Origin of the sequence: Ruminococcus turbiniformis, from assembly GCF_020687545.1 — a bacterium.
Taxonomy (GTDB): domain Bacteria; phylum Bacillota; class Clostridia; order Lachnospirales; family Lachnospiraceae; genus Mediterraneibacter; species Mediterraneibacter turbiniformis.
Genome location: NZ_JAJEQX010000026.1, coordinates 45320 through 60653 on the forward strand (window position 1 = coordinate 45320; position 15334 = coordinate 60653).

The following is a 15334-nucleotide window of genomic DNA, read 5'->3' on the forward strand; positions in this document are numbered from 1 at the left end:
ACTGTTTTGAAGAAGAGAAATGGTCTTATTTTTGCGTTTATTGTGGCCGTCATTTTTTATGTTATGGCCTTTACGGTAAATCCGGGTGCAGATTCGCCCCTGTCTCCCGCATCGTTTATCTACGCGGGTGTGTTCCTGGCGGTGATCATCCTTCTGCTGACCGGCGCGCTTGCGGACTGGGTGGTTGTGCTGGGTGCATCTTCCCTTATGATCCTCACGGACGCGATCTGCAGAAAAGCCGGTGTATACCAGGAGGAAGTGTTTAACATGACCGGCCTGTTCGGGGCATTCAGCGGCTCTACGATCTGGCTGATTATCATGGTGTTTGCGCTCTCGGCCGGCATCGGAAAGAGCGGGCTTCTGAACAGGATCGCGATCGCCATCCTGTCTGTTTTCCCGCCCACATACAACGGGGCGGTGCTGGCGATGATGTGTACCGGCACGGTATTAAGCCCCCTGATTCCTTCGGTAAATGCGAAGGTAAATATCCTGATTCCGTTTGCAACATCTACCACGGAAGAGATGAAGATGAAGCCCAGAAGCAAGGGCGCGCTGGGACTGTTCGCAGCCTGCTACCTGCCGGCGTATCTGGGAGGAAACGCGTTCTTTACCGGGTCGGTATATGTCTCGGTTATCTGTGGATTCATCACCTCATATGCCACTTCGCTGAACGCGGAGGGCGCTGCATTTGATTTTGTGAGCTGGTTTGTTGCGTCGAGCATCTGGTTTGTGATCCTGCTTGTGGGCACTTATATTTTCTGTGCGATTGTCTGCCGTCCGGCGGAGAAGGTGGAGTTTTCCAAAACCTTCTTCAAGGAAAGGCTGAAAGAGCTCGGGCCCATGAAGAGAGAGGAAAAGATCGCGGCGTCCGTGCTTGTGATCGCGCTGGTACTCTGGTCCACATCCAGTTTCCACGGGATGGATACGGGAATGATCGGCTGGGCGGCGATCTGCATCATGTGCGCCCTCGGCCTTCTGGAACCCTCGGACTTTAACACGAAGATTCCGTGGTCGCTTGTGATCTTTATCGGCAGCCTTCTGGGTATGGCAAATTATATGTCCTCCCTTGGCTGGAGCGAAGTGATCGCGGGCGTGCTCGGGCCGGTTCTTGAACCGGTGGTGGCGTCCCCGTGGATTTTCGTGCCGTTTATCTGTATCTTTACTTATCTGCTCCGTTTCCTGATTATCGAGCAGAACACGGCTCTTGTCGTGGTAATGGCGATTTTCGGCGGGCTGATGAATGCGGCGGGCATCAATCTGTATGTGATTATCTTTGTCGAGTTTATGAGCTCCATGTGCTGGACGGTTCCCTACATGAACCCGTTTGCCATGGCGACGCTGGGCGTTGCGGGAGAGAAGTATGTGACGTTCCCGGAGATGAGGAAGGCTTCTTTCCTGTATATGATTGTCAATCTGATCGGATGTACGGCAAGTATTCCGCTCTGGTATATGCTCGGATATCTCGGGTAACCGGAAAGGAAACGGCGCCGGATTTTATGAAATTTTATGAAACCATGTGTTCTGCCTCTGCAAAACACATGGTTTTTTGCGTTTCGGGGTGTTATAATAGAACGGAAAAATCAGGGAAAGAGGAGCATCAATGGATATTATCGACATTTCTTTCAAGGAAAACGACACCACACCGGACCGTCTTCTGAAAGCGACGCAGGCGCTGATCGCCGTATACGGATACGACGCGACCACAACCCGGATGATCGCCAATCTGGCGCAGGTGAACCTTTCCGCCATCAATTTTCATTTCGGAAATAAAGAAAACCTGGTAAAGGAGGCAGTACAGAGGGCGGCGGACAGGCTGGAGAAGCGGTATTCTGCGCTGGCCTGTGAAATACGGCGGTTTTTAAAGCAGCAGCCGGTGGATAAAGAACAGGCCTGGATGTATCTGGACCGTTTCCTGACAGACCGGATCCGGAGTGCCTTTGATTATAAATCGAGCTGGATTAATATCGGCCTGGCAGACCACGAGAGCGGCCTGCCGGAAAGTTCAAAGGGAATTATGGCAAAGACGGCGGTGCGCACAAGCGAGCAGGTGCTGGCGGAGCTGATTATGGCGCTTGGCACAAAGCAGGATCCGTTCCAGGCGGCGCTGATCGCCAGGGCGATCATGGCGGCGATCATGAGTTATTCGGAAAAGCCGCTGATGAATCAGTACATGCAGGAATTTATGGGGGTGGATTTGAGTGATCCCGAAAAGGTGGAGGATGTCCTTCACAGATATTTCATGGAGAGTATTGAGGCTGCTGTGGGAACCGCGCAGGTGTAAGCAGCCGCAGGTGGAAAAGAATTCCGCCTGTTTTTTGTTTGTGAATCTGTTGACAAACTCCGGTTTCCGTATTATACTCAGGGTAAGTCAAACGACCGACCTTACAGCACGGTGTGCTGCTGCGCAGGATCGCCCGCTCCGTCTGCGGGAAGCATCTCTGCGCAGGATTCCCGGTTTGCGCGTGACCCCGCGCGCCGGTTAAATTTTTTTATCCAAATTAGGTCAAACGACCGACCGAACAAATTTTAAATGGAGGAATTGAATATGGTGAAGGAAAGCGTAAACCTGACAATCAACGGTCAGCCTTATGAATTTCTCGTCGGCGAGAAATTCGGCATGATCCCGCCGTCGGAGACTCTTGTCCAGACGCTCAGGAAACGGCTGGAACTGACAGGAACAAAAGAGTCCTGCGACGAGGGAGCCTGCGGCTGCTGTACGGTGATCAAAGACGGAAAGGCGGTTACAAGCTGCATGATTCTTACCGTGGAATGCGACGGAAGCGACATTGTGACAATCGAGGGACTGGAGGACCCGGTTACCCATGAGCTGGACCCGATCCAGCAGAAATTTATCGACTGCTATGCCTTCCAGTGCGGATACTGTACGCCGGGAATCATCATGAGCGCCAAGGCGCTGTTTATGGCGAACCCGCATCCTACCGGGGAGGAGATCCGCGAGGCGCTGGCCGGGAACTACTGCCGGTGCATCAGCCATTACACCGTCCTGGAAGCTCTGGATAAGCTGGCGGGCGTAGAGTCAGATCAGTATGAAGTGGTAAAGGAGGCGCATGAGGAAGATGAGTGAATATAAGAGAGGAAAATTTAATTTTGAGGCGCCTGTTGTCAACGGAAGGCCTGCGGAGTACCGCCATGTCGGAAAATACCGTGTCCGCGCGGACGCGCGTGATATTGTGACAGGAAGATGCATGTTCCTGGATGACTTTTCCGTTCCGCGCATGATCTATGCGCAGATCTTAAGAAGCCCCTACGCGCACGCGCGCATTAAGAGCATCGACACAAGCAGGGCGGAAGCACTTAAAGGCGTGCACGCGGTGATTACATACAAGGACATGCCGAAGGGATGGACGCTGGGATGGCCTCCGCATAAAGACCTGCTTGACCAGGAAGTATATTTTGCCGGCGATCCGGTGGCAATCTGCGCGGCGGACACTGTGGATATTGCAAGAGAGGCGCTGCATCTGATTGATGTGGAGTACGAAGAGCTTCCGGCGGTTTTCGATGCTATCGACGCGCTCAAAGACGACGCTCCGGTTCTGTTCCCCGGCAAGTTTAAGAGCGGGACGAACGAAGTAGACCCGGGCGTTCCCCATTTCCAGCCGGAAGGACCCTGGTGGAAGGTCGAAGGCGGAGATGTGGAGAAAGGATTTGAGGAATGTGCATATACCGGAGAGGCGATGGTAGAGTTCAACAAGATGTGCTCGCCCAACGCTCCCGAGGCGCCGGGATGTATCGTGCGCTGGGAAGGCGGCGTGGATTACACGATCTGGGCGTCCTCACAGTCGCCGTTTATCTGCAAGCTGTTTAACGCGCCCCGTATTCCGAAATCCAACTTAAGAATCAAGACATTCAACGTAGGCGGTTCCTACGGAAACAAACAGACCCTTTCCGTGACGATCCTCTGCTGCGCCATCGCGGCAATCAAGACCGGACGTCCGGTGAAGCTTGTGATGAGCAAGAGCGAGCAGCTGATCGGGCATGAGCAGAGACTCGGCTCCAAAATCCATGCGAAGATCGGCATGACCGAAGACGGAATTTTCAACGCGGTACAGGGATGCTGGTACGTGGACACCGGCGCGCTGTGCGACGCGGTGCAGGGCCAGGTCGGCGTAGGCCTTGGCGAGGCTCAGCTCGTGATGGCGAAATGCCAGAACTGGGATCTGGACAGCAAGGTTGTCGTGACAAATAAATGTCCGGCGGGTATCGTACGCGGATACGGCGGACAGGAGCTGAACAGCTGCCTGGCGCGTATTATGGCGCACTGTATGATGCTGGCGGACAAAGACCCGATCGAGACATTCAAGAAAAACTATGTGGCTCCCGGCGACCGGTACACATGGCGCGACGGCCTCACATGGCAGAGCCGCGGCTCCGACCACTATCCGGAGACCATGCAGCTGGCGGCAGATAAATTCGGCTGGAAAGACGCGTGGAAGGGATGGCTCAAACCGACGAAGGTTGTGGGAAGAAAGGCATACGGCGTGGGCGCCGGCGTAATCGGAAACGCGGATGTGTGCGAGGACAATACGCAGTGTATCGTGCGTATCCAGCACGACGTCAAGGGAAGAGGCGCGACGCTGATCGTGCAGACGGACATTACAGAGTCCGGTATGGGACAGAGAGCGGCGGCGGCAAAATTCGCGGCCGAGGTCATGAATGTGCCGATTGAGAAGGTATATGTGACAGAGCCGGATTCCCTGAACAATGTCGTAAACTTCGGCCTCTGCGGATCCCGCGGAACCGTGACGGTAGGAAAAGCGGTGACGAAGGCAGCGGCGGACGCAAAGAGGAAAGTGCTGGAGATGGGCGCTCTTCATTTCCACTGCTCACCGGAGCAGCTGGAGACGAAAGACTTCCAGGTATTTGTGCGCGACAATCCGCAGAAATGCATCCCGATCAAGAAACTCGGGCCGAAGGATTTAAATGTTATCGGATACGGCGAACATGTGGAGCAGTTCGATATTCCCAGCTGCTGTCTGTTCCTGACCGAGGTTGAGGTTGACCTGGATACCGGAGAAGTGAAAGTGCTCCGCTTCCTTCAGGGAACTGATATCGGACAGATCGTGGACAACCGTATGGTGCGCATGCAGCTGCAGGGCGGCGTGGGAAGCGCAAGCCTTGACACTGCGACAATGGAAGAGTGTATATATGATGTAAACGGCACAGGAAAAATGCTGACGAACAGCATGCTGGAATACAAATGCCGTACATTCAACGATATGCCGAAGCATGCCAGCGTGATCGAGGAGAGCCAGCTTGACACATTTATGTTCAAGGCGGTAGGTATCGGCGAGATCTCCGGAGCGGCGGGAGCTTCCGCGGTTCTGATGGCGATCTCCAACGCAATCGGCGTGGAGGTAAACGAGTATCCGGCGACGCCTGACGTTATCCTGAAGGCGATCAAGAGCAAGGAGGGCAAATAATTATGAAACATTTTAAATATCAGACTCCCGGCTCATACGAAGAAGCGGGAAAGATCATGCAGGAAAACCGGGGCGGAAAAGCGGCGGTTATGGCCGGAGGAACCGATCTTCTGGGCGTGCTCAAAGGGGAACTTCTGGAGAAATATCCGGAGACGGTCGTGGCGCTCAGGGACATTCCGGATACAGAATATATTAAACAGGAAGACGGCATGGTGAAGATCGGGGCGATGACCCGACTGGAAGCCATTGAAAAAGATCCGTTCCTGAAAGAGAACATGACGGCGGTATCCCAGGCGGCTTACAGTGTGGCAAGCCCCCTGATCCGCAACCGCGCCACTATCGGTGGAAATCTCTGCCAGGACGTGCGCTGCTGGTTCTACCGTTTTCCGGATCAGGCGGGAGGAACACTGGACTGCCTGAGAAAGGGCGGACATGAGTGCTACGCGATCCGCGGAGACAACCGGTATCATTCGGTATTCGGCGGAATGAAAGCCGGCATCACGCCCTGCTCCGCAGAGTGTCCGGCAAACACAGATATCCCGGCATATATGGCATGCTACCGTGCGGGAGATATGGACGGCGCGGCAAAGATCCTGATGCAGGCGAATCCCTTCCCGATGATGACAAGCCGCGTGTGTGCGCACACATGCCAGACAAAGTGCAACCGCTGCTCTACGGACGAGTCCGTGGCAATTCACAGTGTGGAGCGCGTAGTGGGCGATTATATTATGGAGCATGCGGATCGGTTCTATCCGGCTCCGGAGAAAGAGACCGGAAAGAAGATCGCGCTGGTGGGCGCAGGCCCGGCAGGCATGACGGCCGCATATTATCTTCGCCGCGCGGGACATGATGTGACGGTATACGAGGCGCTGGAGGAGCCGGGAGGATGTCTGATGTACGCTATCCCGAACTTCCGTCTCCCGAAGAGCTATGTCCGGTTCGTAGTGAAACGGATGGAAGAGATGGGAGTGAAGTTCCTCTGCAACTGCAAGCTCGGAGAAAATGTAAAGATTAGTGATCTTACGGATTCCTTTGATAAGGTCTTCATCGCTACCGGAGCATGGAAGCGCCCGGTGCTGGGATTTGACGGAGAGGAATTTACCGAGTTCGGACTTCAGTTCCTTGTAGACGTAAATAAATGGGTGAACTCCAAAGTAAGAAACAACGTGCTCGTCGTCGGAGGCGGAAACGTATCCATGGACGTTGCCATTACGGCGAAGCGTCTGGGCGCGAAGAGCGTGACGCTGTGCTGTCTGGAGCAGAGAGACGAGATGCCGGCCTCCGCAGAGGAAATCGCGCGCGCCGAGGAAGAGGGCATCGAGATCCGCAACGGCTGGGGGCCCCAGCGCGCACTTTACGAGGGCGAAAAACTGAACGGCATGGTGCTTAAAGCATGTACCGCGCTCCGGGATGAGACCGGGCGGTTCAATCCCAGCTACGATGAATCGAATACTATGACGATCGAGGCGGACAGCATCCTTCTCGCGACCGGTCAGAGGGTTGACTTAAGCTTCCTGGAAAACGAGCTTGACCTTGCGCTGAACAGAGGACTGATCTCCGTAGAGGAAGAGACGCAGAAATCCAGCGACCCGAAGGTTTACGCGGGCGGCGACGCCGTAACAGGCCCGACCACCGTGATCAAAGCCATCGCATCCGGGCGCCGCGCGGCGGAAGCAATCAATAATGAAATGGGAGTGGGCAATCCGGTAAAGACCACCCAGACAGGATTCCTTCATTTTGCAGAAGGGACCGCGCAGCTGAAAAAGGCCAACAACGGCCATGATCTTTCCGCGGAGGAGAGAAGCCTTGACAAGGAAGACAGCTTCACTCTTACAGCAGAAGAAGGACTGGCGGAGGCAAAACGCTGCATGAACTGCGGCTGTTACAGTGTAAATGCCAGCGATCTTTCTCCGGTGATGGTAATGATGGATGCCAATATCAAAACAAGCTGCGGACGGCTGATTCCCGCGGAAGAGTTCTTCTGCTCAAACCTGAAGGCTTACGCAAACCTGGAGGAAGGCGAACTGATCACAGAGATCGATCTCCCGGTGAAGGAAGGCTATGTGAGCGGCTATGAGAAGCTGAGGCTGCGTCCGTCCATCGACTTTGCCATGACGTCGCTTGCGTGGAGCTATAAGATGGCCGGCGGAAAGATCGAGGACGCAAGACTTGTTCTCGGCGCGGTGGCTCCGGTTCCGGTAAGGCTTGCGGCAGTGGAAGAGCTGTTAAAAGGAAAGGCTCCGTCAGAAGAACTTGCCTCCGAGGCGGCCGAACTTGCGGTAAAAGGCGCGGAAGGCATCGGACACAACGAGTACAAGATCGACGAGATCAAAGTGTTCGTAAAGAGACTGGTAGAGGCGATGGCATAGGAAGGGAGGATCCTATATGAGCAGCAAAATCTGTACCGCGGCCGAGGCGGCCGCTCTGGTAAAAGACGGGGCGTTTCTCGTCTGCGCAGGAAATATGAACAACTGCCTGGCGGAGGAAATCTGCGCGGCGATCGAACAGCGGTTTCTTGATGAGGGACATCCTTCAGATATGACCATCATGTCCGGCTCCGGCATCGGCGATATGGGCCCGGTGGGCGGCGTGTTCCGCGGATTCGAGCATTTCGCCCACGACGGGATGATCCGCCGGGTGATCGTAGGACACAACGGTTCCAACCATACGATTATGCAGATGCAGCAGGACCTGAAAGTGGAATCCTATAATTTCCCCCAGGGCGTCATTGAGCATATGTTCAAGGCGAGGGCGAGAGGAATGGACGTGGAGCTGACCAAAGTCGGGCTGGGAACCTTTGTGGATCCCCGGCAGGAAGGCGGCAAGACGAACAGCGTGACAACGAAAGACCTGGTGGAAGTAGTCAATGTCATGGGACAGGAATATCTGGCGTATAAGACGCCGAAGATTGACGTGGCGCTGATCCGCGGGACGACCGCGGACGAGGAAGGCAACCTGACCTGTGAGGACGAGGCGGTGCTGACCAATATCCAGGCCATCGCCATGGCGGCGAAGGCGTCCGGCGGAATCGTGCTCTGCCAGGTGAAAAACGTGGTGAAAAAAGGAGCGCTTCCGGCAAAAGAAGTGATCATCCCGGGTGTGTTTATTGATAAGCTTATCGTGTGCACAGATCTTGAGAAAAATCACAGGATGACCATGGGCGAGTATTATAACCCGGCATACACCGGAAAGTATAAATACCCGGTTTCCGCTGCGGCGGCTCTTCCTCTGGGAGTCAAGAAGACGATCGCCAGAAGGGCGGCCCAGGAGCTGAAATTCCATGTGCCGGTCAATACCGGGCTGGGATATCCCGAGGGAATTGCTTCTGTTGCCAATGAGGAAGGCATTGCGGACGAACTTGTCCTGACGGTGGAGACCGGCGCCTTCGGCGGGGTTCCCGCCGCGCGCACCTCTTTCGGGGCGACGACCAACGCGCTTGCTTTTGTGGACAGCCCGACGATTTTTGACCTGTACGACGGCGGTTTTCTTTACGCGACCTTTGTCGGACTGGCGGAATGCGACCCGGCAGGCTCTGTAAACGTGTCCCGTTTCATGGACAAATCCGGCCGTGAGAGAAGGCCGGGCGCCGGCGGATTCATCAATCTGACCCAGGGTGCGAAAAACGTGATTTTCTGCGGCACCATGACCGCAGGAGGGTATAAAGCGGAGATCCGCGACGGGAAGCTTGTCATCCTTCAGGAGGGAGCGGAGAAGAAATTCTTAAATTCCATCAACCAGGTGACTTTCTCCGGCCCCCACGCCATGGAGATCGGGCAGAACGTGCTCTATATCACGGACCGCTGCGTCTTCCGGCTGACAAAGGAAGGACTGGTACTGACAGAAGTGGCGCCGGGAATCGACATTGAGACACAGATCCTTCCGTTTATGGAGTTCAGACCGATTATTGCGGACGATGTAAAAGAGATGGATCCGAAGCTCTTTATGGAAGGACTGATCGGATTAAGAGAAGATATTGAGAGCAGGGACAGATAGCCCGGGGTGAGTCTGAAAAAGGAGGACACCATGGAGAAGCAATGGTCGGATATCCTGCGGGAGAATCCGAAAATGTTTCAGGATACAACGGTGGTTCATCTGTTCCGCCTCGCGCGGGAATACGCTCCGGACCATGCGGCGCTTACGGCGGACGGAAGTACGCTGACCTATGAAGAACTGGACCGGCAGAGCAGCCGGGCCGCAGGCGCCCTTCTGGAACTGGGAGCAGAGCCGGGGGAGATTCTTGCCATAGAGACCGGCCGGCACAGGGAAGCTGTGACCGCCTTCCTGGCGGCATGGAAAATCGGCTGTGCCTGCCTGTTTATCGACCGGGACTGCCCGGAATCCAGAAACCGGGAGTGCCTGAAAGAGTGTGGGGTGCGGCATGAGATTACCCGGGAATTTATCCGCCATGCGGCGGATACCCGGCCGGATCCAAAGGAGGGAACCTTCCGGGAACCCCGGCCTGAGGATCTGGCGGTGATCGTGTATACAAGCGGTTCCACGGGGAAACCGAAAGGGGTCATGCTTACACAGAGAAATCTTGCCGCGTCTGTTTCAAATTTTGATGAGATCGGGCTGCGGAGTGCGGACCGGTACGGCTGCTTTGCCAGTATGATGTTTATCGCCGCGGTCTTTGACCTCGCGGCGGCGCTCTGCGCGGGGGCGCATCTCTGTCTGATCCCGGCCGGGATCAGGAGGCATATAGGAGAGGTGGCGCAGTTTTACCGGGAAAACGGTATCACGGTGACATTCCTTCCGCCTCTGATGGCCATGAAATATCAGGAGATGGATGAGGAAAGCCCGCTGAGGATCCTGCTTGTGGGAAGCGAGCCGGTGCGGAACTTAAGTCCGGCCTCCTACCGGATTATCAATGTGTACGCCAGCAGCGAGTGCTGCGCCGCGGTCTGCCTCTATACGATCCGCGACCGGAGAAAATGGTATCCCATCGGGCGGCCGGTTTCTTCCGTGAAGGCATATATCATGGGAGAGGACGGAAACCCGGTTCCGGCCGGCGAGACAGGGGAGCTGTGGCTTTCAGGCGAACAGATCGCCGGCGGCTATCTGAACAATCCGGAGGCAACGGCAGAGCATTTCGGAACAGATCCGGATGCAGGAATCGGTTCTCACGCCCATCTGTTCCGGACCGGTGACCTTGTGGCACTGGATCCGGACGGCCAGATGGAGTATCATGGGCGTATGGACGACATGGTAAAGATCCGGGGATTCCGGGTGGAGCTTACCGGTGTGGAAAAATGGATGAACGAATATCCGGGGATTGAAGAAGCCTGCTGTGTGGCTTTTATGGACGACGGCGGGACAAATATTCTGTTCGGATATTATATTTCACAGACAGAAATTGATCATGAAAAGCTGAGAGCCTTTCTCGGACAGCACGTGCCGTACTATATGGTTCCGACCGGCCTGATCCGGCGGGAGACATTCCCGCGTACGCGTACGGGAAAGGTAAACCGGCGGGGATTCGAGGCACCGCCGGAGATTAATGACCACAGGCTGGCGGCAGAACGCTACCGCTGAAGCCGGCGGACAGAACAGGAGGAGAACAATGCCTCAGTTCAATTATGAGAACCCGAAAAACGTGGACGGCAGCGGAATCGGGACGCCCGAGGACCGTCTTTTTCAGACGGTCCTTGAGCTGCTTGTCTATGAAGGATACCGGGCGGTGACAGAGGAAGCGCTCGCAGAACGGGGAATATCCCCGGCACTTGCGGCGGCGTACGGCTCCCCGGAGGAACTGTGCGGGGCGGCGGTTCAGGATGCGGCGGAACGGATTACGATCGCCTGTGAATCCGCCGCGGAAGACGCGCGTCTCTATCTGGCATCGAAAAAATATACGAAAGATTTCAGTTATATGCATCTGGAACGGCTGCTGTATCGGTATATTTACCTGTGCTTCCACCCAAAGAACCGGGTTTATGTCCTTGCATGCGCCCAGGAAAGCCAGCTTTTGCCGGAATGGAAGGAGCTCCTTACCGATGTGATGCAAAGAGAGTTCGCGGATGTGCTCACAGAACTGATCCTGGCGGCCGGCGAGGTGAAAAACCGGCAGATGGCGGCAGTGATGGCCTGCGCGGTATGCGGGTGCGTGACCGCCTTTGTCCAGCAGCCGGGGTTCTGTAAGAAAGTATTCCGTGAAGCCACAGGAGAGGATCCCAATTACGCGGTGGCGGAGGATTTCCTGAACAATATGCTCCTGCGGATGATCGAGGCCAACACGGGAATCAACAAGCCGTTCTGAAAGGCACTGCCGGAAGCGCGGGCAGAAAGTGCAGACGAGGTAATGTGATATGAGTGCAGAGAGAAATGTAAAAGCAGAGACAAAAGAACATACAGTCACCGGGCAGATCCCCTGGAGCGAGACCTGTTTCGGCTGCAACGGCGGCCCGAACGAGGGAGTGGGATTAAGACTTGCGGTGACCGACGACGGATATGTAGCGTGCAGATATTTTACGAAGGAATGCCATCAGGGCTTCCCCGGATTTGTACACGGCGGGATTATTGCCAGCTATTTTGACGAGGTGCTGTGGGGACAGACGGTCATTTTGGCGCCGGAGGCTTCCGCCATGACGGTGGAGATGAATATCCGGTATCTGAGCGCGGTGAAGACCGGGCAGGAAATCCGTGTGATCGCGAAACCGGCAAAGGTTGAAGGAAGACATATCTATGTGGAAGGCTTCCTTCTTCTCCCGGACGACACGGTCGCCGTGACGGCGAAGGCTCATTATATCACCGTGAAAAAGAGCAATACTCTGACAGAGCATGAGAATGAGCGCATGAAACATGGAGAGGAACCGGCGTATCGGACGATCCGGTTCTAAACGGGAGGTTGGAGAAGATGAAGACAGAACCGGACAAGAAACAGATGCAGGATGCGGAGGATATAGTGACGCAGCGGCGCATCACTCTTCTGGATGAAAAGGACGGGGAATACGAGTTCCTGATTCTGGATGAACTTGCATATCAGGGGAAGAATTACCTGGCGCTTGTATCCTGCGATGAGAAAACGGATACCGGCGCGGGCGCCGATCCGGGAGAAGCGAATGATATCGTGGTTGTGCAGGTGGAAGAGGACGGCGGGGAGAAAACGCTCACGGCAGTGAGCGATGCGGATATCCTCTACGGGCTGTCGAAGATTCTTGACGAAAAATACGGACATCTGGGGTAAGACTGGAAAATTGAGAAAACACAGAACTATATTTGACAGGCAGAAGATTTTCGAAACGGAAATTTCCCGCCTGTCTTTTTTGTGGTAAAATGACAAAAAAGGAAACCGGATTATCGGAGGAAAGTGCATGAAAACATATCAGATAAAAGTTACAGTAAAAAAATCAAAACCGCCTGTGTGGAAAAGATGTCTTGTACCATCCGGGATTACATTTTCCCAGATGGCTCTTATCCTGGATGAGATCATGGAAGAAACGGCGGACAACGGGTATGAATTTGAGTTTTACCAGGCGGGAATCCATCTTCGGGAATGGACGGGAGAAGAGAATACTGTTCGCAAATATAATTTTGACTATATGTGCGCATCGGATACATACGTGGACAGTCTGATGGACAACGAGGAATGGTTTACCTTCCGGAGCGGAAACGGAGACCGGCAGTACAGGGCAGAGATCGAAAAACGGACTGCACAGGAGATCTGCTATCCGTCTGTCATAAAGCAGAAAGAATCCTCCGGGATACAGGAATGGATGGATATGGAAGTAATGAACCGGGAACTGGAGCAGCTTTTTCGTCTGAGAAGTGCGGAACCGGATTGTGCCGGATATGAGGAGCTTCGTCAGAGGATTGAAGCAGGGAACAACGGTCTGGACAGAACAGATACCCCTGTCAGCAGAACCGAACATAATGTGAAATGCACTGATTCAAGACTGAAGGAAATGGCAGGTCTGCTAAGAGAGACACTTGCAAGTGATCTGACTGCAAAAATAATGAATGAGATCTTTGACAGCGAAACCGGAGAGACGGTTGATCAGGAGAAAATGTATAACAGTCTGGACGACGCGGCACAGCAGATGCGAAGAACGATCAGGGAAAGAATGTTTGGATATAAAGAATCAGAAGGAGAATCCCGTAAACCGGATATTATAGAATACCTGAAGGATGCAACGCGGGACGAATTAAAAGAGATGGCGGAGGATCTGGAACTGAAGCATTACAAGTCACAGAACAAGGAGACGCTTGCGGAAAGAATTAAAGAGGAAATTTTGAAGCCTGATGTAATGGAAAAGAGGATGCTTCTGCTCAGCGACGATGAGATAGAAGCTTTTGAGCATGCGATCGAAAAGAAAGGTGGATACTACCCTTCCTACAGGGAGATGGAAACGCTGGACAGACTGTATGCTTTATCGTATGTGATCTCCTATGCAGATGATTATGCGGAGGTGCCGGAAGAAGCAGCACATGTATATGAAGAGATCAATACGCCGGAGTTTCAGAGAAGAAGGCAGGAGACATTCTGGATGTATCACAGCCTTCTGTTTACAGAGCTTCTTTACGGCTCGGCTCCGGTAAAAGTTATCCAGAAGATGATGAGAAAATGTCTGGGACGGCAGTTAAACCGGGAAAAGATAGGAGAACTTTTCCACAGTATACCGGAGAAGCTGAATCCATGTGTGATGCGTGACGACAAGGTGATATTTAAAGAGATTCTTCGGGAAGATCTGTATCTGAAGGTGGAGGCGTCGCAGGAGGGAAAAGATTTTTATATACCGACGGCATGGGAAATTCAGGATTATACAGAAAACGGATACCCGACCAGAGATCCGCATTACCGCAGACTGAAAGGATTTCTCGCAAAGAAAATGAAGTTGAATGCCGATGAGGCGGAAGATTTGATGCCGGTGATATGGGGAAAGGTTTCCATGGGAGCCGGGATGTCGGACATTATGGAAATTTTTGACAATATAGGAGCGATTTTTCCGTCAGAAGACGCAGTCAGAGAATTTGTTCAGATTATGACGGATGTCAATAATAATACGAGAATGCTCAGCAACAGGGGGTATACGCTAAATGAAATTGTACAGATGATGCCGCAGACGCTGAAGGGAAAGCTTCCGACGATTGTTCCCATGAGCAGTGCGGCGGCGGATATGCTAAAGGAATCGGCGGGGGATCTCAAAAAGATGGGATTTGGTGTGGATCTGGACTCGAATGCAGATGAGATTCCTGTGGCGGCAATGCCGAACGGAATATCCGGGAAAACCGTGACAGGCAGCAGAAAAATTTATCCGAATGATCCCTGTCCATGCGGCAGCGGGAAAAAATACAAGAAATGCTGCGGGCGGAATAAATAGCGGAATCAGACGGATAATGCCGTATAAGGTGCAGGAAGCCAAGCCGGGAAGAACGGGTACAGTGAGGAAGGAGTACGCCATATGCGGGGGAATGGAAAAATGCAGCATGTATATGTAACGGAATATAATCCAAAATGGGAAGAAGAATTCCGAAAGGAAGCGGAGCGGATCAAAAAGATTCTGGGAGAGTCCTGCATCGGGATTTACCATATCGGCAGCACGTCTGTGCCGGGGCTTAAGGCAAAGCCGATTATAGATATCATGCCGGTGGTGCAGTATATTGCCGATGCAGATGAATACAGAGCGGAATTTGAAGAAATCGGGTATGAATATATGGGCGAGTTCGGCATTCCCGGCCGGCGCTATCTGAGAAAAGGCGGGGATGAACGGACTCATCAGGTTCATATTTTTGAAGAAAAAAATGAGAGGGATATCCGCAGACATCTGGCTGCGCGGGACTTCCTTCGAAGCCATCCGGATGAAGCGCAGGCATATGGAGAGTTGAAAGCGGATCTCGCGGAAAAGTATTCCCACGATATTGAGGGGTACTGTGATGGGAAGGATATGTTTGTGAAAACG

At 53.7% G+C, this 15334-nt stretch carries 12 protein-coding genes; all 12 read left to right on the forward strand.

Annotated features, from left to right (window positions below; genetic code table 11):
• Positions 1-6 precede the first annotated feature (6 nt).
• Positions 7-1470, forward strand: a complete 1464-nt coding sequence (locus LKD70_RS13345) for an SLC13 family permease (RefSeq protein WP_227708461.1) — start codon at positions 7-9, stop codon at positions 1468-1470.
• A gap of 130 nt (positions 1471-1600) precedes the next feature.
• Complete coding sequence (locus LKD70_RS13350; protein ID WP_227708462.1) at positions 1601-2281, forward strand: TetR/AcrR family transcriptional regulator; 681 nt, start codon at positions 1601-1603, stop codon at positions 2279-2281.
• A 264-nt stretch (positions 2282-2545) separates the two neighbouring features.
• Entirely contained in the window at positions 2546-3085 is a 540-nt protein-coding gene (locus tag LKD70_RS13355) for a (2Fe-2S)-binding protein (RefSeq protein WP_227708463.1), read from the forward strand.
• Positions 3078-5441, forward strand: coding sequence for a xanthine dehydrogenase family protein molybdopterin-binding subunit (locus tag LKD70_RS13360; RefSeq protein WP_227708464.1), 2364 nt, complete (start codon positions 3078-3080; stop codon positions 5439-5441). The genes LKD70_RS13355 and LKD70_RS13360 overlap by 8 nt, the downstream gene beginning before the upstream one ends.
• A gap of 2 nt (positions 5442-5443) precedes the next feature.
• A complete protein-coding gene (locus LKD70_RS13365) occupies positions 5444-7810 on the forward strand; it encodes an FAD-dependent oxidoreductase (protein WP_227708465.1) in 2367 nt (788 codons plus the stop codon).
• A gap of 16 nt (positions 7811-7826) precedes the next feature.
• Positions 7827-9434: an acyl CoA:acetate/3-ketoacid CoA transferase gene (locus tag LKD70_RS13370; RefSeq protein ID WP_227708466.1), complete on the forward strand. Its 1608-nt coding sequence runs from the start codon at positions 7827-7829 to the stop codon at positions 9432-9434.
• Between the two features lie 30 nt (positions 9435-9464).
• A complete protein-coding gene (locus LKD70_RS13375; RefSeq protein WP_227708467.1) occupies positions 9465-10973 on the forward strand; it encodes an amino acid adenylation domain-containing protein in 1509 nt (502 codons plus the stop codon).
• Positions 10974-11001: 28 nt separating this feature from the next.
• Positions 11002-11694, forward strand: a complete 693-nt coding sequence (locus tag LKD70_RS13380; protein ID WP_227708468.1) for a TetR/AcrR family transcriptional regulator — start codon at positions 11002-11004, stop codon at positions 11692-11694.
• A 49-nt stretch (positions 11695-11743) separates the two neighbouring features.
• On the forward strand, positions 11744-12274 hold the full coding sequence (locus LKD70_RS13385; protein WP_227708469.1) for a PaaI family thioesterase: 531 nt from the start codon (positions 11744-11746) through the stop codon (positions 12272-12274).
• A 17-nt stretch (positions 12275-12291) separates the two neighbouring features.
• Positions 12292-12621: a DUF1292 domain-containing protein gene (locus LKD70_RS13390; RefSeq protein ID WP_227708470.1), complete on the forward strand. Its 330-nt coding sequence runs from the start codon at positions 12292-12294 to the stop codon at positions 12619-12621.
• A 127-nt stretch (positions 12622-12748) separates the two neighbouring features.
• A complete protein-coding gene (locus LKD70_RS13395; RefSeq protein WP_227708471.1) occupies positions 12749-14755 on the forward strand; it encodes an IS1096 element passenger TnpR family protein in 2007 nt (668 codons plus the stop codon).
• An 81-nt stretch (positions 14756-14836) separates the two neighbouring features.
• Positions 14837-15334, forward strand: a 498-nt coding sequence (locus LKD70_RS13400; protein WP_227708472.1) for a GrpB family protein, incomplete at its 3' end; no start/stop codon positions are given.

Excerpts from the sequence above, each read along its gene's own strand:
- LKD70_RS13350 (WP_227708462.1), top strand. The coding sequence starts at position 1,601 with ATGGATATTATCGACATTTCTTTCAAGGAAAACGACACCACACCGGAC.
- LKD70_RS13355 (WP_227708463.1), top strand. The coding sequence starts at position 2,546 with ATGGTGAAGGAAAGCGTAAACCTGACAATCAACGGTCAGCCTTATGAA.
- LKD70_RS13360 (WP_227708464.1), top strand. The coding sequence starts at position 3,078 with ATGAGTGAATATAAGAGAGGAAAATTTAATTTTGAGGCGCCTGTTGTC.
- LKD70_RS13365 (WP_227708465.1), top strand. The coding sequence starts at position 5,444 with ATGAAACATTTTAAATATCAGACTCCCGGCTCATACGAAGAAGCGGGA.
- LKD70_RS13370 (WP_227708466.1), top strand. The coding sequence starts at position 7,827 with ATGAGCAGCAAAATCTGTACCGCGGCCGAGGCGGCCGCTCTGGTAAAA.
- LKD70_RS13375 (WP_227708467.1), top strand. The coding sequence starts at position 9,465 with ATGGAGAAGCAATGGTCGGATATCCTGCGGGAGAATCCGAAAATGTTT.
- LKD70_RS13380 (WP_227708468.1), top strand. The coding sequence starts at position 11,002 with ATGCCTCAGTTCAATTATGAGAACCCGAAAAACGTGGACGGCAGCGGA.
- LKD70_RS13385 (WP_227708469.1), top strand. The coding sequence starts at position 11,744 with ATGAGTGCAGAGAGAAATGTAAAAGCAGAGACAAAAGAACATACAGTC.
- LKD70_RS13390 (WP_227708470.1), top strand. The coding sequence starts at position 12,292 with ATGAAGACAGAACCGGACAAGAAACAGATGCAGGATGCGGAGGATATA.
- LKD70_RS13395 (WP_227708471.1), top strand. The coding sequence starts at position 12,749 with ATGAAAACATATCAGATAAAAGTTACAGTAAAAAAATCAAAACCGCCT.